Source organism: Azoarcus sp. DN11, assembly GCF_003628555.1.
Classification (GTDB): Bacteria; Pseudomonadota; Gammaproteobacteria; order Burkholderiales; family Rhodocyclaceae; genus Aromatoleum.
Genome location: NZ_CP021731.1, coordinates 3,032,863 through 3,053,803, shown reverse-complemented (window position 1 = coordinate 3,053,803; position 20,941 = coordinate 3,032,863). Strand labels below are relative to the sequence as shown.

Sequence of the window (20,941 nt, the reverse complement as noted above, 5' to 3'; positions counted from 1 at the left end):
GGCAATGCTCCGGGCTCAGCACAACGGGTTCCGGCGTTTCGCCACCTTAGGGGGCACGAGTGTGCGGCCGAGGTCCCAGGCGCCCGCGTGCGAAACAAGATGAGAGCGGATGAGGCCGAGGCGCGCCGCGCGACGCTTGAGCAGCTGAACGTAGTAGTGATCGGGGCGATTGCGCTTCATCGTGGCGAGGTACCCCGCCGCGACCCAGACCGTGGCGATGGGGCCAGTGGCGATGATGAGGACGGCTACCGGAAAGTGCTGCAGGGCCAGGCCCACCACGCCGCCCACCGGGAACCACAGCAGGAAGGCCAGCCCGATGACCCACTTGGACTCGGTGTACGAGAGCCCCTTGATGATCGCGGGCTCCGCGTTCACGCGGTCGGGCAGCGGCGCGCGGCCCGTTCCGCTGGATGCATCGGGCGTCGGCGCCTGTGGGCTAGAGGAGTCCATGGCGGCGCCTAGGCGATGATGGTGGCCGCCTCGTTGAGGAGGTAGACCATGAGCACCAGCACCACGGCCCCGACGACGGCCAGCACGCCCAAGTCCCCGAGTTCGGCCCGGCCCATGCGGTACTCGTTGAATTTCGCGATTCCGCCGGCCGCGACCGCGATGAAGCCCAGCGTGGCGATGATGAGACCCAGGACGAGCAGGCCGTTCTTGAAATACTGCTTGCCGATCTCGATGTAGTCCCCCGAAGCGGCACCGTCCGCGGCGACGGCCGTCGGCAACTCGGCCAGGGCCGGTTCGGCGACGAAGACCGAGGCGAGGACGCCAAGGCCAAGCAAAGCGATGCGGGCGGTGGCTTTCGCCCAGCACCGCTGGGGAAGCATGGGGGCTGTCGTCATGTGACGATCCGCGGCGTTCGCTGCGTCCGAAGGTTGGATAAGGAGTTTCATGGTTTCCTCCGTGAGGTGGTGAGGCGCCGCAACGTGGAACGCCGGCAGGCCTGCGGCCCGGCCTGCCGAGGCGGTCGCGATCTAGCTGAGCAGATAGATCAGCAGCAGAACGATGATCAGCACACGCAGCTTGTAGAACAGGAGCATCGGCAGGCGGCGCGGGTCGTCGAGGCCTTCGATCCCGAGTCTGCGCACCATGTCGGCGGCCCAGAGAACGACCACAGCGCCGACGAGCAGGGCGAAGAAGAGCCCTATGTAGCCGGGTTGGTAGCCGGCCGCGGCGGCGAAGGCGGCGGACTGCTGGGGCGACATGGCGGTACCTCCGGGCTCAGCGCCGGTAGTCGCCCTTTAGCGGTTCGATCGGGCGGGGATGCCGTGGTGCGTCGAGGTGGTCCGCAATACCCGCACGGATGAGATCGAGGTCGCGGGCGAGCTCGTCGTACTGAAAATGGATGCGGGCAATGGAGGGGGCATCTGCCTTCGCTGCGCGAACCTCGGAGCTGAGAAGTGCGAGCTCATGTTCCAGGCGCGCGAGGTTCTCGCGCTCGCGGTCGGTGTCGGCAGCCACCGGCAAGGTGGTAGCTGCGACGAGGGCGGCGATGGTGAAGCGGAGCAGCAATGGCATGACGGACTCCTTGGTTGCTACAGGTACTTCTTGAACGTGCTGGCGGTGGTCGAGAGGGCCGCGGCCACCAGGGTTGCGAAGATCAGGACGAGGTACGCGGGATTGAATCCGCCAAAAGGCCACGCGAGATAGGCGGTGAAACCGGCAGTGAGGAACCACCACGTGAAGCGCTTCGTGTGGTGGTAGACGTAGGAGGACTCCCGGCCACCGGTCCACCTGCGCAGGTCGCGACGGACCAGGCCATCGATCAGGCCGATGAAGATGGCCATCGCGAAGGCCGGCAGCGCATAGAAGGCGATCGCCAGGCGGATGGCGGTGTCCTGGGCCACGTAGTAGGCGGTCTCGACGGCGCGCCCGACTTCCTTGACGATGCAGCGTACGGCGCGCGCGTGGGGATTCGCCACCGCGTCGGGCTCAATGGCAGTCGTACGGGCGATGAAGGCGGGGGCGCCCAGCGAATGGAACGGACGCGCGACGAGCTCGGCGAAGTCGCGCGCAAAGGCGACGGTGTCGTCGACCATGAGCGACCGGGGATAGCCCTGGAGGTAGCCGAAGTCCTCCTCCACGGCGGCTATGGCGCGTTCGACGCCGCGGCCCTTCCAGAAGGTGTGATCGCCTAGGATGGTAAGGGCAGTCCCGAAGATCCAGGAGCTCAGGGTGGAAAAGGCGAGGCCGATCACAACGCTCGCCAGGGCAGCAATGGGGCCGCGGGACCGGCCCGCCGGTGTGGCCGATGCCTGGGGCGCCGGGGGACGGGCGGATCCTGCGGACGACGCGGCGGTGCTCACTGGACTGCCCTCCTGTCGCTACGCGACATCCTCCCCGAGGGAGGGGGAGCGCCCCCTTCGGGCGGCCGGGCGGGGGTGCTCACTGCCGCCTCCCCGGCGTCATCGTCCGAGGTGTCGAAGCCCAGTGGCGCGACGAGCCCGACCGGCATGTCCTTCAACCAATCGGTCTGAGCGGCCCAGTGCTCGGCCGTCCGATACTTGGCCCGCATCTGGACTGCCACCTCGCGGAGCGACGGCGGAATGAAGCGATCGTTCGTGGCATCGGGCAGCGGAAAGCGCAGCTTGAAGAGGCGGTTGCCCTCCAGCAGGGCGAAGGCCTGTCCTTGCGGCAGGGCCATGATGTCAGCCGGGGATACCATCGGGACCCGCTGGGTGGTGAGGCGGTCCTCGTTGCGGGAGGTGAAGTCCGTCTCGGTCGACCCGTCGGTGTCGCTCACGCCGGTCACGACCATGAGGTGCTGCACGTCGACCTCAGGCAGCTGATTGCAGAAGAACTCCGCAGTGCCCGGATCCTTCACCCGCAGCATGATGATGTTGTTGAAGTTGCCCAGCACCTGACGGGCCTTGGCGGCGTCTCCGAGCTTCGCCTCGATGTCGGGAATGGTCTGGGTGTAGGCGGTGATGCTGAAGCCCGATCCGCCCAGCTTGTTCACCATCGGCACAAACTCCGGTCCAGCGATCTCGTTAACCTCGTCGAAGTGGCAGGCCACATCGGGCAGGATGATCTTGCCTTCGGGATGGTGGGGATCGAGGCCGGTCTTGTAGAGTTTGCCGCCAACGCTGACGAGATCGGCGAGCATCGAGTTCCCGACGGCCGCTGCGACCGTGGCGTCCGAGAGTGCGTCGAGACCGACATAGACGATGCCGTCCTGCCGGATGACCTGCATCCAGTCGAAGATCGGCCGGATATCGGTCGCGTCGAAATAGTCCGGCGAGATCAGCTTGCCGACGGGGCCGGTGGTGAGCTTCTCGAGGAAGGGGCCGAGCGAGGCCACGATCTTCTCGAAGAAGCTCCGCTCGTAGCGGACCGCGGTGGCGAGACCCTGGAGGACGGGATCGGGAAGCTGCAGATCCTTCAGCACGTGCACGAGGGCGATCAGGCGGTCGCTGCGATCCTGCAGGGCGCGCGGAACAGTGATCTGGCGTTTCTCGATGCGGGTCTGTACTTCCTCGACAAGGATCTCCCAGTTCTCGGGGCCTTCCGTGCGCAACACGTGCGTCGCGTAGCGCAGGAAGAGCGGTTCGATGTCCGTGATGTCGCGCAGCAGCAGGTTGTAGGTGGGCACCTGCCCGAGGGCGACCTGGGCTTGGGCGACGAGATTCGTGAAGCGCCATGCGAATTCCTTGAAGGCCGCCGAGTTGCCGCTGGAGGGCAGGGGATTCGTCGTTCGGTTCGCGACCTCGGTGATTCGGGCGAAGTTGCCGATGCCGTTGTAACGGGCGGAGATTTCGGGGTAACCCAGGTGGAAGAGATAGAGGTGGTCGAGGCGCCCGGCGCGCGCAGCTTCGGCATGGACGCGCAGCATGAGGTCCGCGTCGCCCTTCGGGTCGATGACGATGACGACCTTCCCGTCGCGGATGTCCTGGGTGGCGAAGAGTTCCATTGCACGGGTCTTGCCGACGCGCGTCGTGCCGAGGACGACCAGGTGACCGGGGCGATGCTTCTGCCCGAGGGCGACGTGAGCCTCATTGGGCTCGACGCCGTGCAGTACCGGCGTTCCGCCGAGATCGGCAGGCTCCGATAGCGGGTTCCACCAACGGGGGAGCGCGAGCGCCGCGGCAATCGGCTTGAGCGGTGTGGCGCCCATCGCGCGAAGCACCGCGCGCGTTGCGCGGATGCTTGCGCCTTCGACCAGGTAGGGCTGGGCCTGCGGGCGTGTGGCGTCCATGCGGCGCTGCGTGTGTTGTTGCCCCCAGGCGAAGCCTTCGCCCAGATACAGCTTGCCCGGAATGCGCGGCAGCTTGTGCGGCGCGATGGTCGTCGCCTTGTACCGGGTGAGACCGTACTGATAACGGCATACCCGCCAGGCCTGTCGGGCGCGCAGGGCGGCGAAGGCGAAGGCGAGGGCGGCGGTGCCCAGGCCGAGGTCCGGGGGCATCATCAGCGCCCACGGAGTGATGAGTGCGACGAGGCCGCAGCACGCCGCGGTCAGGGCACTCCAGATCTCGATGGGAGGGCGCAGCCACGCTTCGATGGTGCCATGGCTCATGTGCGATTCCCCAAGAAGAGCGCACAACCATGGTCCATCGGCAGGGAGGAGGCCGTTGAAGAGGACCATGGTTGTGCTGAAGCCGCCGTTGCAGCGGTCAAGGACCCGCAAGAACTGCGAGGGGAGGGAGACAACAAGGCAATGTGGATGGGATATGGCGCCGGAGTCGTTCCGGCGCGATGGGATCCCGCACGGAAGGTGGCAGAGGCAGCGCAGAGGTGCGGGCGGTCGCCCCCGATGCGGAAGCCAGTGAGACGCGTCCGATGCGGCAAGTCAGGCATGATCGGGAATCCTTTCCATCCGTGCGAAGACGGAACGCGCGTAGCGGGTGGCCCGCGCCGAGTCGCCGGGGCTGTGATAGGCGCCGGCGGCGTCGAACCAGTTGGCTGCGGAACGGCGCCTCTCGAGGAGGATCGCGCCGGCCACCCGCAGGTTGTGCCAGGGGTCGAGCGCAAGCTCGGGCGTGCGTAACTTGTCGGAGTGGTAGTGCCAGTTAACCTGCATCGGGCCGCAATCCACGTTGCGTACCCCTTGGGCGAGCATGTGCTTGAGGTCGGTGACCGCTTCCGGATAGCGTTGGTAGCGGCGGGGGCTACGGCGGACATTGAGCGTCCACGGCCAGGGCAGCGCCAGCGCGCCCCACTGCATGGTGGACTCCTGGATCGCGATGGCGAAAAGGAGCTTGGGCGGGAGCGCGAGCGACTGGGCCACGATGCGGTAGGCGGGCGGGACTGGTGGATAGACCACGCGGGCGCGCTCGTGGCCGAAGGTGAGCCCAGGCACTGCCGCGAGCAGCCCGCCTTGGCAGAGGCGGACGAGGAAGGTGCGACGTGCGGGAGACGAGTTCATTGCGCCGCACCTCCTGGCGTGAAATACCAGTTGGGGAGGGTGGGGGCGTTCGGAGCGCGCCCGAAGTCGATCGCCTTGCCGTGTGGGTAGAGACGCCGCGTGGCCGCATCACCGGCTCGCTGCCAGGCGAGGACACGCTGCGTATCGTCGTGCAACAGTTTGGCGAAGAGCTCCGCGTAACGGTCTCGCTCCGCGTCGGAGCGTGCGTGGATGCCAAGCACTTCGACCGGGCTGATGGTGGCGACGCTGAAGGCGCCGCGTGGGCCGCGCATCAGGCGTCGCGCGCGGTGCAGCTCCTCGAGGGTGATGCCCCAGTAACCGGCTTCGACGCGATCGACGGCCGCAATGTCGGTGGCCTCGGGGGCCGAGGGGTGGGCGGCGGTCGTGGCAGGTTGGACGGCGCGCAGCTGCGTGTGGCCGGTCTCGACCGCCGCCGCCGGGTGCAGCACGGCGACGAGGAGGAACAGGACGGTCTTTCGCATGACTCACGCCTCAGTTCTTGGCATCGACGGCGGTCACGGTGCCATCGGGCAGGCGGAGGTGGACCCGGCGCGCCTGGGAATCGATGCGCTCGATGCGCGCAATTCCGACAGCATCACCCTCGCGATAGAACGCCAAGTTGCCTTGCGGGTCGCGAATCGCGACAGAAGGCTTACTGCCCCAGGTGTCGATCGACAGGACGGTGGGCATCCGCGGCTCGGGCCCAGCCGGCTTGGACGGCTTGGCGCCTGCGGCCCGCCGTGCTGGCTCCGGTTTCGGCCGGGGTGGGGCGGTGAGCGCTTCCAGCCGCGTGCGAATGTCGTCATTGCGCTCATCCAACGCGACAAGTTGGGCCTCGATGGCCGAGAAGCGGGCCCCAAGATCCTCGAAGGAGCGGGAGAGTTCAGCGATGCGGTCGTCAAGCTGGTCCGGCCGTGGCGAAGGAGGGGGCGGCGGCTCGGGTGCCGCGATCGCGGGTAGCGGCTGCGGCACCGGATCCACACCTTCGGGTTTGCGCAGCGGTGCCGACGGGCTCGGGCTGAGGACCAGGAAGACTGCCCCGGCGACGAGCAGGGCAGCGATCAGGTACACGACGCGCGCGCGGTGGCCCGACGCGCGCAGGGAAATGCGTGGAGCGAAGCGGGAGAATGCGCCGACGGGCGGAGTTTGCGGCGCGTTCATTCGATCGTCTCCGGTGGCGTGACAGGTGCGACGGGACGGGTGATGACTGCTTCCACAATCGCCACCTCGTTTGGGGCCTCAGAGTTGGGGCCGCGCAAAGCGATCGTCAGGGTGCGATCGACGGGCGAGGGATTCACGTTGTACGGGTTCCCGAGGAGGACCTGAAGAATCGCGCGGGCCGGGTAGGGCCCCAGGACGCGATGTGATTCGGGCAGGGGCAGGGCCAGGAGGGCGGTGGCAGCGGGGTCGGCGGATGCCACGCGGTAGCCCGTCCGCAGGAGGAGGTAGGCGACCGCATCGCCTACGGTTCGCACATGCTCGCGCGGGAAGTGGACGGCTGCGACTACGGTGAGCGGATCGACGACGGCTGCGGCAGGGGCAGGTTCGGCGACCGTGAAACGGGCAAGGCGGATCTGGTCGGGCGGGGTGGCCCACGCACCGGTGACAACCAGCAGCAGCGCAAGCGCAAGAGGGCGAGGCATGTGGGTCTGCTCCGTGAGGGGAGGCGTCCCCGCCGGGAGCGGTGAGGACGCCGGGCTGCCGGGGTCAGCGGCCAGTCACGGGGCGCAGTGTGGCGAGCGCGTTTGCGTCTTGCAGCCCGAAATTCGAAAAACATTTTTCGAGTTTCGCCTTGCATCGCGGGGAAGAAAATGGTTGGCGAAAGGGCGCAAGGGTGGGCGGCCGGTGGCGGCCCGCCTTCTACGGGACTACAGGCCCAACCCGAAAGGGCGCCCAGCTCAAATTCCGCTGGGCGAAGGATTTACCGGTACGGGGCGCCTTGCGGCAAAGGCCGACGGGAGACGGGCCGCCAGACCGCCTGGAGCGGCCTGGCGGCAAATGCGCCAAAGGTTCCGGTACAACCACTGTGGCATGTCAAGCGGAAAGTCGAAAAACCTGGCGCGATTTTGGTGCGGACAGAAAGGGTGAATTGCGGCACGCTCTAGTCGCGATCCGGCAATCGCGGGTGCCGTCGAGTCCTCGCCAAATCCCCTGTCCTATGCCTAAAGTGAGATGTGCCATGCGCGGCCGCGAGCGGCCGTCCACGGCTTGGGCCAAGACGTGAAGAAGAACAACTCGCACCTTTCAGAGGTGTTTTCGTGATGAACGACCTGCCCCCGCCGATTCCCCCGCACCAGCAGGAGGCCCGTACCCGGGCCGTCATGACCATCGGTCATTTCCTGGAGGGCCTTGGAGAGCCGAGATGGCGCAACGTGCTGCTATGCTGGCTCGGACGATACGATGGCCTGGAGGCGTACCTCTATCCGGAGGATGACCCGGTCTTGACGGTCCGCGACCTGCTGGCGCATTACGTGGATGCCCTGCGGCCGGCTGATCCAGCCCAGCTCGCGGCGGATCTGGCCACCCTGCCGTTCTGTCGGTACCGCGCGAAACGCGACGACGAGAAGTGGAAGCCGCTGGTCGAAACCTTCTCCTCGTTCTGCCGAGGTACGACCGTCGAGGTCTGGGAGTCCGAGCGACCATCGCCACCGCCGGAAGTGCTGCAGAAGTGGCTGCTGGCGCAGTTCTGCGCGGCTCAGATCCGCAACCTTCGGGGCTGACCCCATGGCCGCTCTTGCCGCCACATGTTTCCTGGCTGCGGCAGCGCTGGCCGGCTGGCTCGGCTGGTCCATTTACCGCGAACGGGCCGTGCGACAGCGTCCGGCCGATGCCGATGCGGAGCAGACGATGGCGGGTGCACCGGCCACCGGTGCCCTTGCCGCCCCCGGCCTGGCGGCCAGCCGAAGCGGCTGGCTCAGGGTCCTCGACGCGCCGACCCTGGTCCAGGTATGCAAGCTTTCGAACGCGCTGCAACAGATCCATCGTGAATCGAAACTGAGCCAATCCACTTGGGATCGCGACGTCGCGCCCGCGATCCTCGGCTACCTGCGGTTCGTGCAGCTCTTGCCGGCCAGCGAAGCGCACCATCACGCCCATGTCGGCGGCTTGGCCGCCCACACGATCGAGGTACTCCATGCAGCGGTCACCTTGCGCAATGGATACCTGCTGCCCAAGGGCGGCGCCGCCGAGGCGATCGACGCCCAGCGTGATCACTGGACCTACGCCGTCATTCTCGCCGCGCTGTTCCACGACATCGGCAAACCGATGACCGACTTGCGGGTGAGTGTCGCCGACCGACCAGGCGGCCCCGGACGGCAATGGCTTCCGGTATCCGGCGACATGCCGACCGCCGGCGCGGTCGAATACGAGGTGCGATTCGCGCCGAAAGCCGAACGCAACTACGGCGCGCACCGTCGCCTGCCGCTGGTGCTGGCGCCGAGGATCGTCCCTGCAACAGCCCTGGCGTTTGTGGCGCGCGAACCGTCGGTCATGCGCCAGCTCGAGGCTGCCTGGTCGGGCGATGACGCAACCGGCGTGCTGACCGAGATTGTGCGCCAAGCCGATCGCCGCTCGGCCGCGACCAACCTGCAGCATGGCCCACGCAACCAGTTCGCGACTGCTGCAGCCGTCCCGCTGGTCGACCAGCTGATGAGCGCCATACGCCGGCTGCTGCGCCAAGGTGCGTTGCCGCTCAACCGGGACGGCGCGGCAGGTTGGATCGGCGCTGGCGCAGCCTGGTTTGTGGCGAAGCGGCTCGCGGACACGGTACGGGAAGAGATCGCACACACCAATCCGGACGACGGCGCGAGCATTCCCGGTCCGGCCAAGAACGACCGGCTGTTCGACACTTGGCAGGACTACGGGCTGCTGGAGCGCAACCCCGACACCGGTCAGGCGATCTGGTACGTGGAGGTCCGCGGCGAGGGGTACGCCCACGAGTTCGCGGTGCTGAAGTTCCCCTTGGTGAAGCTCTTCGATTCGGCCGACGACTACCCGTCCGACTTCGATGGCGAACTCGTCGTCAAACCGCCCCGAAAGACACGGGACAAGCGAGCGGACGAACCACCGGGCGACGGCCAGGGCGGGGCACCAAAGCCCGGTGATCGCCCTGAGCGGCAACGCGCCTCGGGTCCGCTGACGCCGCCCGATATTCCTCCTCCCAAGCCCGCCCATGCGGCGACCAGGCCATCCACGGGTCGTGATCAGCCGACGAGCGAGGTGAAGACCAGCGAAGCCAAGGGGCACGAGGTACCAGCCACGACCGCGAATCTCGGCCGAAAAGACGAATTCCTCTCGGATGACGACTCGGTGACATCCGCGGCCACTACATCCGGGAGGCCCCGCCGCCGACCGCCTTCAGCCACGCGACCCGTTACTCCGTTCGCATCCGTGCCAAAGTCGGACACCGACGACGCCAAGTCCATTCACGAGACGCCCAGCGATGCAGCCGTTCGCTTCATGGCGTGGCTGCAACAGGGGATCGCTGATGGATCCATCCCCTACAACGAAGCCGGCGCGCCGGTCCATTTCGTGCCAGAAGGGATGGCACTCGTCTCCCCGCGGACATTCCGCGACTTCGCGGCGCTCTACGGTGACGACGGCAACGGGATGGATCCTGATGCGAGCCCGTCGGACAAGCTGGGCATCGGCATCCAGCGGCAAGTCATCAAGGCGCGCTGGCACTTGGTCGGGCCCGGAAACTCGAACGTTCATCACTTCGGCGTTCTCGGCCGCGGCGGAAAACGCGTAGGAAAACTCGCAGCCGTCGTGATCAAGCACCCCGAGCACTGGTTCAATCCTGTCCCGCCATCGAATCCGAACATTGTGTCCTTTGTCGATCCCGACTCGTCCGAGCAATCCGGTGCATCCTCGTGATCCGCTTGCTCGCGGTTGCCAAACCTGCTCAACCAGGGATCCGGTCCCCATGCCAGTTGCGTGTTTCGGGATGTATCGGCGTTGACAAGCCGAGGATGATGTTCAATTCTGTTTAGGAATACGCTCCATTCCATCCGGGACGCCCTCGTCGCTTCATGCGCATGTGCCGCAGCTTCACCTCGCCGGCACCCATGCTTTCCCTTCGCTTTCGTCCCCTGCTCGCCGCTGCTTCACCGGAGGAGGTCGGATGATCGTCTACAGCACCGTATCGACTAAAGGAGGCGTCGGGAAATCCACCCTGACCGCTAACCTCGGCGCGCTGCTCGCTGACATCGGCATGCGTGTCTTGCTGGTCGATGCCGATGTGCAGCCGAGCCTCAGTCGCTATTACCCCATTGCCAAGAGGGCGCGGCACGGACTGACGCAAATGATCAAGCAGGGCGCGCTCACAGACGACTGCATTTCGACTATCGACTTCGCGCTCGCGCCCATGCCACTGCGTCGCCAGCCGCGGCTCAACCCGAATGGCTGCCTGGACATCGTCATCTCCGATGCGCCGCAGGGAACGCTCCAGGACTGGCTGGCGCCGCGCATGGACAGCGCGCTGCGCATCAAGCTCGCCTTGCGCAGTCCGCTGCTGCATGAGCACTACGATGTCGTGCTCATCGACACCCAGGGCGCGGTGGGGCACCTTCAGGATGCCGCAGTCCTGGCAGCCGATGTGCTCCTTTCGCCGATCTCGCCCGATATCCTCTCCGCGCGCGAGTTCCTGTCGGGCACTGAGGAATTGCTGAACCGCGTCGAAACGGCTGCTGCATTCGGCATCTCCGTGCCGCAAATGCTGGCGATGATCTACCGTCACGAGAACACCCGCGATGCACGTGAGATCGGCAAGGCCATTTGCGAGAGCTATCAGCAACTCAAGTGCAAGGTCCTGCTCCTGAAGACGGTCATCCCGCACGCCGTTGCGTACCGCAATGCTGCCACTGCCCAGGTCCCGGTCCACTGGGTCGACCCGGTCAAGGCGTGTCCTGCAATGCATGCGCTCCTGTGGGAGCTCATTCCGAGCCTCGACGGCATCCACGCCGGTGTGCCGCCCGGAGCCCCCTGCGAGGTTGGCGGTGACCATGACGCCCAGAACGCGATTGCCTGACTCCATCTCCGTCAAGGAGCTGGCCCAGCACATGGAAAAGCGGGGAAAGCTCCAGCCGCAAGCGTCCTCCAATGCCACGACCGGGGAGCGTCGCGCGCTGCTCGCCCAGCATAGCCTGGCGGTCAAGGGCCCGACCAACGCCGCGGCTGACCTCCAGCCGGGCGAGGACGTGGACGGCTGGAGCTTGATGCGCTGCATGGAGATCGACTGCTACGACAAGAACCCACGAATCCGGACCAATCCGCGCTATGCGGACATTCGCGCATCGATCGAATCGCGCGGCGGTCTCACCGAAGCCCTCTCGGTGACGCGCCGGCCCGGTGCGGGGCGGTACATGTGCTATTTCGGCGGCAACACGCGGCTGCAGATCATGCAGGAGCTGTGGCTTGAGACCCATGATCCCCGCTACGAATGGATCCACGTGGTGGTGCGCCCGTGGGTGAGTGAAAGCGATGTCATTGCGGCGCATCTGGCCGAGAACGAGAACCGAGGCGACATCACGTTCTGGGAGCGGGGGCGAGGGGTGGCGCTCCTCAAGAGCGAGCTCGAGTGCGAGCTGAAGCGGCCTCTGTCGCTGCGCGAGCTAGCGGAGCGCGCGCGGGGTTGCGGATTGAAGCTTCATGGCGCGACGGCCGCCAATCTCCTCTTCGCCGTGGATTACCTGGCGCCGATCGGCCCGCACCTCACCCACGAGAGCGCGGGGGCCATTCGAAGCCGTTTCGGGTGCCTGGAAAAGCTTGCCGATGCGATCAACCTGGCCCCCTACGTGCGCAAGACCGCCTTCGACGAGCTCATCGCCGAGGTGGCGACGGGGATCAATGCCGTTCGCGACATGGACGAGCCGCCGCGGCTCACCAAGCCCGAGGTCGAGATGATCCTGTCTCGCATGACCGCCCAGTTCGCGGCGCTCGCGCAATGCGTGCAAGCGGCCGTGGAGCGTGCGCTCGTGGCGGTCGCCGGCGCCGAGGGGCAGCTTGCTTTTGCGGAGATCCACCGCCTCCTGACCGAGCCCCCGAAGGAGGCGGTGCCCGAGGCGACGGACGGCACCGGACACGCTGCGCGAGTGACCCCCGCGGGGCGGGCCGACACGCGCTTTTCGAGGCGGCTGGGCGACTTCGCTGCCGCATTCAAGCTCTCGGACTGCATTCGCCAGGACGCCGGCCGGCGGGCGGGATTCAGCGTTGAGCCGCTTCGCATGCCCTCCGACGCGTCCGGAGAGCCCGAACGCCATGGGGCGCACCGGCTCTTGGCGCAGCTCGCCCTGTCGGCTGAGGGGGGCGATGGGGAAGCCGACGACCCCGTTGTGGCCCTGCTGCGACATCCGGCGTCGTGGTCGCTCACGCGTTCGCTGATCGACGCGTATCACCGCGCATGCACGGAGAAGCCACCCACCGCCGAGGACAACTAGGAGGAGGAGATGATCCCGATAAGAAGTGAGCAGCTGCGCTACGCGCTGCTGTCGCATCTCATTCACCTGCTCGACACCGGAGAGCTGCAGACGCTGCTCGAGGCCGGGCTCAGCCCCGAGATTCTGGATACCCTGCGTGCCGCGTCCGCACGGGATCTCGCATCCATCGCCGGCATGCCTCAGCTCGACGTCTGCATTCATTTCGATCCCGCAACGCTCGAGGCCGCCTATCGACGGCACTGCGCGATCGCCGAAATGCGGCAGCTGATGGAATATCACGTGATGCACGGCGCCCAGCCTCCGCTCCTGGTTCACCTCTTCAAAATGACCCTGACGGAGATTCAGCAGCACCGCGCGCTGCTGTGCCCCGATCCGCCGCCTCGCGGCCGGCCGGCCCTTCCCGATCCGAGCGTACGTGAAGCGATCCATAACGCCTGGTCGCGAATTCGATGCACGCACCCGCCACAACGTCAGTTCGTAGAACTCCATCGCGCATTCCCGGACCATTCGATCGCCACGCTGTGGCATGTCGTGCATGAGTTCGACGCGGATGTCGAGGGCATCGATTTTCTGGATTCATCCAATCCAACGTTAAAGCCGTAAACCACTGGATTCATCCAACCCAACAGCAACGCCGACTTCGTTGGGATTCCATTTACCCAGCCGTGCTTCACCGATGTCCGGACATTCCCTTTCCGAGCCGCAGATCACCCTCGAGGTTCTCGTTCGCCTGGACGGTGACTACGCCGCCACCGCCGTCCTCCTCGCCTTGCTGTGGCGGGCCGCAGATCGGGCGCCAGTGCGCATCTCCAGCCGCGCACTGGCCGAGTACACCCTGCTGGGACACCAGGTTGTCCAGCGCGCCTTGCTGCGCCTGGAAAGGCACGGTTTGATCCGCAGTCGCAAGGTCCGCTGCGCCACCGGCGCGTACATCGTCGACATGGCGGCGCTCCGGCACCTCTTGAGCGGCCCCCTTCCCGAATGCGACTTCCTACCCGGATTCACGCCCATTCCGGCGCTGGCCCAACTGCAACCCGTCGAGTCGCCTGCGGACGACCTCACCGACGCCACCTAGAGGAAGACAAATGTCATCCCACCCGATCGCCCCACCGATCCCCCGGTCCTCTCTGGCACCTGTCGACGATCAGCCCGGACTCCTCGATCCCGTCTTTCCAGGCGGAACCCCAATCCCCTTCGAGACCGACGATCGCTCCCCGTTTCCCGATCGTTACAGCATTGCCAAGGAGCGCGAGAAGCTTGCCGATCTCATCGAGGCAGACGACCCCGATCCCCACGATCCGCGCTGGGCGCGCTACGAGCTCTACCTTCAACGCTGCGACAAGCTCAAGCAGATGGAGGCTGAATACCGGGTCACCGCGGGAGCCGACGCCACGGTCGAACCCGCGGTCGCGACCCAGCTACGCGATCTCGGCTCGCTGGTGGACGACGGTGTCGACACCATGACCCTCCATACAAAAGAGGGCTTTCGGATGTTCATGGGCCGCCGACGCGACCCGGCGGGGCACTACAACGCGATTCCGGGCGGCAAACGGGTCGCTTCGAGCCTGAAAGCATTGTGGGCGCTCACGCGCAACAACAACCCATACGCGGACTGGGCGCTCCTTCGTGCCGACCACCGCATCCCGGAGCTCAGGCGGGCACTCGACCGCCAGGCGACCCTGCTCAGCGCCGAACTCAAGAAGCGGGCCGACAAGGGACTGGGCTTCGGCATCCTCAAGTCCCGCGAGCCGAAGGTCCTGGAACTCGGATTCCGCAGCCCGTACGGCTATGTCATTGCCGAGCTGATCGTGGAGTTCGACTACTACATCCGGGTGGTCAAGACGCTTGGCCGCAAGGCCCTGTTCTCCGACAAGGAGGCGCATGACGCCATCCGTCAATTCACCCGGCCGATCCGCGCCGCTTTCGAGGAGTTCATCCGCTTCGAGAACTGGCTCACCAAGCCGGACCTGCTGCCGCTCAGCCGCGCCGACTTCCTGCCCGGCGCCGACGCCAATGCGCAGAAGCGTGTCGCAGCCGTCACCGGTATCTTCGGTGCTGTGCCAGCAGGCATCTACGCAGGCCACCAGATCTCGCGCCACTCCCAGCGCCGTATTTCGATTTCGGACACCGAGAAGGCCATGCTCGAGCGCGTGGCCGCTGAGATCGCCGCCATCGATTCGGAACGTGGCGCAGCGGGCGATGAGGCAACGGATGATGGGCTGGTCGACTGACGCGCCGGAAACGGAGTTGGCGCAACCTGATCCGCCGGGTGCTGCCGATGTCGTCGACCAGCGCTGCGACAGTAAGCCTTGTCAACCGGATGCTGACGCAAAGGCCTTTACGGGTAGGGGCGGCGCCCCCGCCGACGTGCGGCAGGCGCAGGCCCGTGTCGACACGATTCACCGCCAACAGGAGGAACTGTCGCGAATCACACGCCGAGTGCGAGGGCGCACCTTCTACTTGGCGCTCCACCGGCGCACTGTGACCGGGCAGGTGCAACTGCGCTGGCGTGCGGCAGGCGCCGGGCCCCGGGCCGGCCACATCCCCTGGGGCGCCATCCACGCCCATTTCGCCCAACTCCCCGGGACGCTGCGCGAGTGGTATGAGCGCACCCACCGGCGCGCCATCGAGCTCAACCGGCGTGAAATCGAGGCGCGCCTCGCCCTGAAGCATGCCCGGCAGCGCGATCCGTAGTATGCCGCACGGCGGCGGGCACCGGCGTCGGCCACCGTCGTGTTCTACGTCGACGCCAAGGAGTGCAACATGCCGAACGTATTTCGCGGGAAAGGCAATCTCGGCGATACGCCGATCCTCAAGCACGTCCCAATCAACGGGGTCGATGAGGTCGTCGCCGAGATGCGCGTGTTCTTCGACGACTACGCCTACGACCAGACCAACGACGAATATCAGCAGGTCGGCGGATTCTGGATGAGTGTGTCGCTGTGGGGCCAGCGCGGCGAGGACGCCGCGCGCGTGCTGCGGCGAGGTGCGCGCGTGCAGGTCGAAGGCGTCCTCAAGCAGTTCATGTACTCGCCGGAGGGCGCCCCCGACAAGGTGCCCGGCTTCCAGGTGACCGCTGACGACGTCACGCTATGCCTGGGCCGGGTCGAGCGAGCCGACTACAAACCCAAGCGCGAGCTCGCTGGTTCCACGAGCGAGGCGGCTGTCGACGCCACGTAAACGATTGCCCCTGTCTCATCCTGCTTGCGCTGAGGTCGGCCAGTCACAACCGGCAGCGCGAAGCGTATTTCAGTTCTCGGTGATAACGAAGCCTGCCTGTGCGGCCGCGGCGAGAAGGGTCTGCCACCCGTTCGGCGGTTCGAAGCTCATTCGCTCGCTGACGACCAGCTCCGCCTCACCAACGCGGTCGCCAGAGAGAAGCAGGCATTCGCTGTCGTCGTGCTGGCGCGATCGCCAGATCAGACCGTCGGCATCGGGGCAGGCTGCATGGAGGGTCGAGGCCCAGGAGGCGGTGCGGTCATAGTGCGCCGGTCCCGGCTCGAGAAGCTGCGAGCGCATCAGTCCCAAGGCCCGCAGGTTGCTATCGGGGTTCGGTCATAGCTCTCGCGACCATCTGCCGGAATTGGGCCGCGTTCCGTTGCGCATAGTCACCGAAGTTGTTGTTGAAAACGGCATGGACGGACTTGGCCTCCCGCGCCAGCTGTCGGACCTTCTGAGCCAACTCGGTCAACTCCGCATCGGCATAGAGGTAGTTGAACCGTTCCCCGGACGAGCTCAGTCCTTTCTTGTCCCAGGTGTCGGTGTTTCTCCCGTGAAACCGGACAATCGCCACGTGCGGGCACGTCACCTCCCAAAGTGCCGGGACACTGCTGGCAAAGCCTTGGGGTTCATCGACGACGACGTGTGCCAACCGATGTTCCCGTTCAAACGCCATCACCTGGGCTGCCCGATCGCCCTCAAACCAAGTCCGGTTCCGGAACTCCACCGCCACTTGAAATCCCCGGAGCTGTTCAGCGCATTCCAGTATGTGATCGAAAGCCGCCCTGGAGGGCACGAACCAGGGCGGGAACTGGAATAGAACCACCCCGAGCTTTTGGGCTGCACGTAACGGTTCCACGGCCATTGCAAACCGAGTCCATAATTCATCCTTGAGCTCTGGCGGTAGGTCCCTGTAATACACGTTCTTCTTCTGCACTGCTCCCAGAGCATCCCGGATGTCCTTTGGTAATGCCTGCGGATCGGTCTGGTGTTGCGTGAAAAGGCGAAACGCCTTTACGTCAAAGGTGAAGTCGGGAGGTGTTCTCTCGACCCACAACAAGGCGTTTCTCACCGAGGGCATGGCGTAATAGGAGCTGTCCGCCTCCACGACTGGAAATTGGGTGGCGTAGTAATGGAGACGGCCCGCTGGGGTCTTCACTTCGTCGGGGTAGAAGAGTCCGGACTCGATGAGGGTCTTGTCGGTCCATGAGGCTGTTCCGATGAGGATAGTGCCGGTCATGCCGTTCTCCTGGTTGCATCTGTTTCAGGTAGCGTGCACAGGTCAAGACGGTTAGCGTCCCCGCGTGTGCGATGCACTGATCGACGGGCATGGGTGGGCCACCGGACGGTCAGGATTCGCGGGTTTCGGCAGTTGGAGCGAGATTCATATCAGCGTCGCGCCGAGGCGCGTTCCGAGCCCGTGACGCCGACCGCGAGGCCGACCGCGAGGCCGACGAGGTTGCCATGGTGTAGTGGGGCATATGCATCCGTTGCTGGTAGCACTCCTCACACGCGGCAATCCGGACCTCGGCCAGGATCCCGGCCTGCCGCTGCTGGGAATTGCCAACCGATTGACACCAGTCGCCTCGATGCATGAGGCGCGCTGGTGCGTGCGTACTTTTGTCGCGGAGTATGCGCCTGGCGCCGGCAATTGGGCAGGAGGCTAGGTGCTCGACAGCGGCGACCATCAGGTCGCCTATGTCAGCGACAATGGCCGGGTGTGGTTGCCCTGCGGATTGTCCCGGGCGGACTGCCGGCGCGCGAGACGTGAATCCACACCGTTGACCAAGCCGAGCCGGGCGTTGCGACCGGTCAGCCTCTGAGATAGCTCCTGCCTCTGGTTGGGCGCGAAAACGATACAGCGGCGACGAATCCAAACCGGTCGCCTCGCGGTGACCGGTTTCACTTCAAGAAGTGAAATGTCGTGCTCACTGTTGCGTCTAGCTGCGAACGGCGGCGCGCCCACCACAGTGCCCGCGCTCAAGGCTGCGGTCTCGGTCCAATCCCGCTGCGTAGCTGCAACCAAATTGAATTACGCGAAATACTCTTGACGTACGGGCATGCGAAGAGGGAGTCGTCGCTTTCGCAACTGGCTCGTTTGGGCGCGATTGAAGCCTTGGGCCGTAATGTCCAGAGCACACATGCGCCCCGATCAAGCTTCCGGCCAAGGGAACAGATGGCCGAGCCGCTCCGCCTTCGTGCGCAGGTAGCCGGCGTTGTGGGGGTTCGGCTCGATGATGTGGGGGACGCGCTCGGCGACCGCAATGTCGTAGCGCTCCAGCGCGTGCACCTTCCGGGGATTGTTCGTCATCAGCTTCAGCGTCGCGATGCCGAGGCTGCGCAGCATCGCCGCCGCGACCGAGTAGTCGCGCCTATCCGCGGGAAAGCCGAGACGTTCGTTGGCCTCGACGGTGTCGGCGCCTTGGTCCTGCAGCGCGTACGCGCGGATCTTGTTCAGCAGCCCGATCCCGCGGCCTTCCTGGCGCAGGTACAGCAGCACGCCGCGGCCTTCGGTGGCGATTGCGGCGAGCGCCGCTTCGAGCTGCGGGCCGCAGTCGCAGCGCTGGCTGAACAACGCGTCGCCGGTCAGGCATTCGGAATGGACGCGGGTGAGCACCGGCGCCCCGTCGGTCACCGCGCCGAGCGTCAGGGCGACGTGCTCGCGTCCGCTGGCGACTTCTTCGAAACCGTGGAGTTCGAATGTCGCCCACGGTGTCGGCAAGTGACACGCGGCGACGTGGAGGATCTCGCTACCGGACGTTTTGTCCGTTTCGTTGAACTTGTTCTGCATGCTAATTCCCTGTTGGCTCCGCGCTGCCCGGCCGGACGTCGCGCTACCGCCGGACGTGCGACGGTATCGGGAAAAGCAGCCAGGATCGGCGATTGACGGTCGGTGCAACGGAGGTGGTTGAGATCTATGTGAGTCTTTGCCGGGCATCGCGCAATGGGTAAAAACGCCCCGCGCGGGCTCAGTGCGCGAGTGAAGCCGGGCTCGACCAGGGCGAAGCGGCCCGCCACGCCCCGAACTGGTCGGCCGCCATCGGATGGCTCACAAAATGGCCCTGCGCGATATCACATCCCAGTTCCGTCACGCGCCGCAACGCATCCTGGCTTTCCACGCCCTCTGCCACAACTTCGAAGCCCAGCTTGTGCGCCATCTGTGCGGCCGAGCTGACGATGGTCGCGCAATCCTCGCTCTGTACCAGCGGGATGACAAACGACTGGTCAATCTTGATGGCATCGACGGGCAGGCGATGCAGATAACCCAGGCTCGAATAGCCGGCACCGAAGTCGTCGATGGCAAGTTGAAAACCCAGCCGCTTCAGGGAGTGAAGGATCTCGACCGCGGCCGAGGCGTCCACCATCAGCGCGCTCTCCGTCAGCTCCAGCTGAATCCAGCCTGGCTGGGCTCCCCAGGTCTCGACCAGGCCCTTGAGCTTGTCGAGCAGCGTCGGGTCGCGCAGATCGTGCGCCGAGAGATTCACCGACAGCGGCAGTTCGATTCCTGCCATGTGCCACGCGTAGCGCTGGCGGAACGTCGCTTCGAGAACCCAGTGAGTGACGGGGGTGATCATTCCCGCCTGTTCCGCGAGCGTGATGAACTCGAACGTCGGGACCTGGCCGAGCAGTGGATGCTTCCACCGAACCAGTGCCTCGGCGCCACAGATCGCTGCCGAAGCCAGGTGCAGCTTGGGCTGAAGCTGGAGCGCGAGTTGGTGCCTCTCGATCGCGTGGCGCAGCTCCCCCATCAACGCCAGCCTGCGCGAGGCTTCCTGATCGAGCGCCGGTGCAAAGACCGCGTAGTCCCGACCGGCCTGCATCGCATCGCGCATCGCCACGCGAGCGCGTCGTAGTAACACCTCCGCGTCCGCCCCATGGCCGGGAAACAGGGCCAGACCGGTGTGAGTGTGTACATCGAACGCCAACCCCTCGACGTCGATCGAGGTGTGCAACAACTTCGAAAGCTGCTGTGCCGTCGCGGAGGAGCGAGCCGAATCGGCATTCGGCAACAGCAGCGCGAATTCGCCTTCGCCCACCCGGGCGACTGTTTCGGCAAGCTTGGCCTCGATCAGTCGGCGCGCGAATGTCTGGATGAGCCGATCGCCTTGAGCGTAGCCCAGGGTGTCATTGACTTCCTGCAGATGGTCGAGGCTTACGATCATGAGCGCGAGCGGCTGGTTCTGCGCAACCGCGGTAGCAAGAACGGACTCGAACCGCTCGCATAAGCTCGCCCGATTGGGTAGACCGGTCAGCGCATCGCAGTAGGCCATGCGGTGAATGGTAGCTTCAGCCTCCTGGCGGCGAAGCCGCGAGCGCAGGTTGCCGATGCCGTAAGCGAGGTCGTCGGCCAACTCCGCGAGCAGTTTTACTTCGGCGTCATCGAAGGCGTCCGGCTCCGAGGCCGCAATCCCCAACGTGCCGATCACCTCGCCGTCGACGTGCAGCGGAAAGGCGCTGGCGGATGCGTAGTGAAAGCGAAGCGCCTCCGCGTGCCACGGTGCGTGATCGGGGTCGGTCAGCAGGTGGCGCACGATACACGGTTTGCCCGTGCGGATTGAAATACCGGTCACGCTGTGACCGAACTCGTTGTCGGCCCAGCTCGCATACAGGTTTCGAAGCGTCTCCTCCTCCTGCTCATAGTGGTCGTCGAAACCGAACGCCGCCAGGGAGACGGATTTTCGCTCATCGTGCTGTACGTAGCCGACGTAGCTCATGCGGTAGCCGCCTTGCTCGACGATGACGCGGCACATCGCATTCACCAGTTCGGCCTCATCGCTGGCCCGCAACAGCGTCCTGTTGCCTGCGCTGAGCGTCTTCAGGGCGCGGTTGACGCGAAGCAGTTCCTTCTCGTTGTCGGCTATCGTCGCCGAAGCGTTGGGTCGTGCAATTTGAGCATTGGCTGGCGTACTCATCATTC

General features: G+C 65.7%; 23 protein-coding genes. 9 read left to right on the top strand and 14 right to left on the bottom strand.

Annotation, left to right across the window (positions count from 1 at the left end):
* Nucleotides 1-15: 15 nt before the first annotated feature.
* The 10 genes from CDA09_RS14035 to pilL2 all read right to left on the bottom strand — a co-directional run bounded on the left by CDA09_RS14035 (nucleotide 16) and on the right by pilL2 (nucleotide 7,011).
* Nucleotides 16-450 carry a TIGR03750 family conjugal transfer protein gene (locus CDA09_RS14035; protein WP_121429220.1) on the bottom strand — a complete coding sequence of 145 codons (435 nt, stop codon included), beginning with the start codon at nucleotides 448-450 and terminating at the stop codon, nucleotides 16-18.
* 8 nt (nucleotides 451-458) lie between these two features.
* Complete coding sequence (locus CDA09_RS14030; RefSeq protein WP_164844421.1) at nucleotides 459-845, bottom strand: TIGR03745 family integrating conjugative element membrane protein; 387 nt, start codon at nucleotides 843-845, stop codon at nucleotides 459-461.
* 132 nt (nucleotides 846-977) lie between these two features.
* Nucleotides 978-1,208 carry a DUF3262 family protein gene (locus CDA09_RS14025; RefSeq protein ID WP_121429218.1) on the bottom strand — a complete coding sequence of 77 codons (231 nt, stop codon included), beginning with the start codon at nucleotides 1,206-1,208 and terminating at the stop codon, nucleotides 978-980.
* Between the two features lie 16 nt (nucleotides 1,209-1,224).
* The gene (locus CDA09_RS14020) at nucleotides 1,225-1,521 is read right to left on the bottom strand and encodes an integrative conjugative element protein, RAQPRD family (protein WP_050416226.1); all 297 of its coding nucleotides are present in this window, start codon (nucleotides 1,519-1,521) and stop codon (nucleotides 1,225-1,227) included.
* Between the two features lie 17 nt (nucleotides 1,522-1,538).
* Nucleotides 1,539-2,309 (bottom strand): TIGR03747 family integrating conjugative element membrane protein, encoded by a 771-nt coding sequence (locus CDA09_RS14015; RefSeq protein ID WP_083447004.1) that lies wholly within the window; start codon nucleotides 2,307-2,309, stop codon nucleotides 1,539-1,541.
* Entirely contained in the window at nucleotides 2,306-4,519 is a 2,214-nt protein-coding gene (gene traD / locus CDA09_RS14010; protein ID WP_083447003.1) for a type IV conjugative transfer system coupling protein TraD, read from the bottom strand. The genes CDA09_RS14015 and traD overlap by 4 nt, the downstream gene beginning before the upstream one ends.
* A gap of 273 nt (nucleotides 4,520-4,792) precedes the next feature.
* Entirely contained in the window at nucleotides 4,793-5,368 is a 576-nt protein-coding gene (locus CDA09_RS14005) for a transglycosylase SLT domain-containing protein (RefSeq protein ID WP_121429217.1), read from the bottom strand.
* On the bottom strand, nucleotides 5,365-5,850 hold the full coding sequence (locus tag CDA09_RS14000; RefSeq protein ID WP_121429216.1) for a hypothetical protein: 486 nt from the start codon (nucleotides 5,848-5,850) through the stop codon (nucleotides 5,365-5,367). The genes CDA09_RS14005 and CDA09_RS14000 overlap by 4 nt, the downstream gene beginning before the upstream one ends.
* 10 nt (nucleotides 5,851-5,860) lie before the next feature.
* Nucleotides 5,861-6,529: a hypothetical protein gene (locus CDA09_RS13995; RefSeq protein ID WP_121429215.1), complete on the bottom strand. Its 669-nt coding sequence runs from the start codon at nucleotides 6,527-6,529 to the stop codon at nucleotides 5,861-5,863.
* Nucleotides 6,526-7,011 (bottom strand): PFGI-1 class ICE element type IV pilus protein PilL2, encoded by a 486-nt coding sequence (gene pilL2 / locus CDA09_RS13990; RefSeq protein WP_121429214.1) that lies wholly within the window; start codon nucleotides 7,009-7,011, stop codon nucleotides 6,526-6,528. The genes CDA09_RS13995 and pilL2 overlap by 4 nt, the downstream gene beginning before the upstream one ends.
* 618 nt (nucleotides 7,012-7,629) lie before the next feature.
* Here pilL2 and CDA09_RS23375 point away from each other — a divergent pair.
* The 9 genes from CDA09_RS23375 (at nucleotide 7,630) to CDA09_RS13950 (ending at nucleotide 15,984) form a co-directional block, all read left to right on the top strand.
* Complete coding sequence (locus CDA09_RS23375; protein WP_164844420.1) at nucleotides 7,630-8,088, top strand: hypothetical protein; 459 nt, start codon at nucleotides 7,630-7,632, stop codon at nucleotides 8,086-8,088.
* Between the two features lie 4 nt (nucleotides 8,089-8,092).
* A complete protein-coding gene (gene mobH, locus CDA09_RS13985; RefSeq protein ID WP_164844419.1) occupies nucleotides 8,093-10,243 on the top strand; it encodes a MobH family relaxase in 2,151 nt (716 codons plus the stop codon).
* A 247-nt stretch (nucleotides 10,244-10,490) separates the two neighbouring features.
* Nucleotides 10,491-11,396 carry a ParA family protein gene (locus CDA09_RS13980; protein ID WP_050416218.1) on the top strand — a complete coding sequence of 302 codons (906 nt, stop codon included), beginning with the start codon at nucleotides 10,491-10,493 and terminating at the stop codon, nucleotides 11,394-11,396.
* Nucleotides 11,371-12,804: a ParB family protein gene (locus tag CDA09_RS13975; RefSeq protein ID WP_286164140.1), complete on the top strand. Its 1,434-nt coding sequence runs from the start codon at nucleotides 11,371-11,373 to the stop codon at nucleotides 12,802-12,804. The genes CDA09_RS13980 and CDA09_RS13975 overlap by 26 nt, the downstream gene beginning before the upstream one ends.
* A 9-nt stretch (nucleotides 12,805-12,813) precedes the next feature.
* On the top strand, nucleotides 12,814-13,407 hold the full coding sequence (locus tag CDA09_RS13970) for an STY4526/YPO1902 family pathogenicity island replication protein (RefSeq protein WP_121429211.1): 594 nt from the start codon (nucleotides 12,814-12,816) through the stop codon (nucleotides 13,405-13,407).
* Nucleotides 13,408-13,480: 73 nt separating this feature from the next.
* A complete protein-coding gene (locus CDA09_RS13965; RefSeq protein WP_121429210.1) occupies nucleotides 13,481-13,879 on the top strand; it encodes a hypothetical protein in 399 nt (132 codons plus the stop codon).
* A 10-nt stretch (nucleotides 13,880-13,889) separates the two neighbouring features.
* Nucleotides 13,890-15,035: a PFL_4669 family integrating conjugative element protein gene (locus CDA09_RS13960; RefSeq protein ID WP_121429209.1), complete on the top strand. Its 1,146-nt coding sequence runs from the start codon at nucleotides 13,890-13,892 to the stop codon at nucleotides 15,033-15,035.
* Nucleotides 15,016-15,498, top strand: a complete 483-nt coding sequence (locus CDA09_RS13955) for a hypothetical protein (RefSeq protein ID WP_128106571.1) — start codon at nucleotides 15,016-15,018, stop codon at nucleotides 15,496-15,498. Before CDA09_RS13960 ends, CDA09_RS13955 begins: the two co-directional genes overlap by 20 nt.
* A gap of 69 nt (nucleotides 15,499-15,567) precedes the next feature.
* Nucleotides 15,568-15,984 (top strand): single-stranded DNA-binding protein, encoded by a 417-nt coding sequence (locus CDA09_RS13950; protein ID WP_128106570.1) that lies wholly within the window; start codon nucleotides 15,568-15,570, stop codon nucleotides 15,982-15,984.
* A gap of 69 nt (nucleotides 15,985-16,053) precedes the next feature.
* On the opposite strand, the gene CDA09_RS13945 is transcribed toward CDA09_RS13950, so the two are convergent.
* The 4 genes from CDA09_RS13945 to CDA09_RS13930 form a co-directional block, all read right to left on the bottom strand.
* Nucleotides 16,054-16,323: an RES domain-containing protein gene (locus CDA09_RS13945; protein ID WP_050416211.1), complete on the bottom strand. Its 270-nt coding sequence runs from the start codon at nucleotides 16,321-16,323 to the stop codon at nucleotides 16,054-16,056.
* 22 nt (nucleotides 16,324-16,345) lie between these two features.
* Complete coding sequence (locus CDA09_RS13940; RefSeq protein WP_050416210.1) at nucleotides 16,346-17,263, bottom strand: DUF72 domain-containing protein; 918 nt, start codon at nucleotides 17,261-17,263, stop codon at nucleotides 16,346-16,348.
* 912 nt (nucleotides 17,264-18,175) lie between these two features.
* Nucleotides 18,176-18,814, bottom strand: coding sequence for a GTP cyclohydrolase II (ribA, locus tag CDA09_RS13935; protein ID WP_018990568.1), 639 nt, complete (start codon nucleotides 18,812-18,814; stop codon nucleotides 18,176-18,178).
* Nucleotides 18,815-18,992: 178 nt separating this feature from the next.
* Nucleotides 18,993-20,939 (bottom strand): putative bifunctional diguanylate cyclase/phosphodiesterase, encoded by a 1,947-nt coding sequence (locus tag CDA09_RS13930; RefSeq protein WP_050416209.1) that lies wholly within the window; start codon nucleotides 20,937-20,939, stop codon nucleotides 18,993-18,995.
* Between the last annotated feature and the right edge of the window lie 2 nt (nucleotides 20,940-20,941).